Genomic DNA, 475 nt, shown 5'->3' on the forward strand with positions numbered 1-475 from the left:
TTAAAGGGATATTTTGATATGCCGCTGCTATAGAGGTTGCTAAAGTTTCAAACCTATCGGCAATGGTTACCACAGCATCTGGTTTTAAATTATAAAAAGTATTGGCTAATTCCATAACACCCAAGCCCGTGGTTTTAGCCATAGAAGTTTTATTTTCGCCTTCTAACACCATAAACACTTTGGCATCTATTTTAAAACCGTCGCTTTCAATATAGTCAACAGCATTACCATAACGTCCCAAAAGTGCAGAACCTGCAACTACCAACTGTAATTGTAATTTAGGGTGTTCTTGTATAGCTTTTAAAGCCGTTTTTATTCTACTATATGAAGGTCTTGCGGTAACTACCACACAAATTTTTCTCACACTCATTTAATATCTTCTAAATTTAAAAACTCCCATTGTTTTATAACTCTGGTCGTTTCTTTTCCTATAACATCTTGAAATTTAGAAGCGGGGATCCCTTTTTTTGCTGGT

Annotated in this window: 1 protein-coding gene; it reads right to left on the reverse strand. The window is 35.4% G+C overall.

The window, feature by feature from the left end:
• Positions 1-370 (reverse strand): UDP-N-acetylglucosamine 2-epimerase (locus FUA24_RS07710; RefSeq protein ID WP_187388215.1); only part of this gene is annotated, 370 nt, incomplete at its 3' end.
• Positions 371-475: the final 105 nt, after the last annotated feature.

This window comes from Seonamhaeicola marinus, assembly GCF_008085455.1.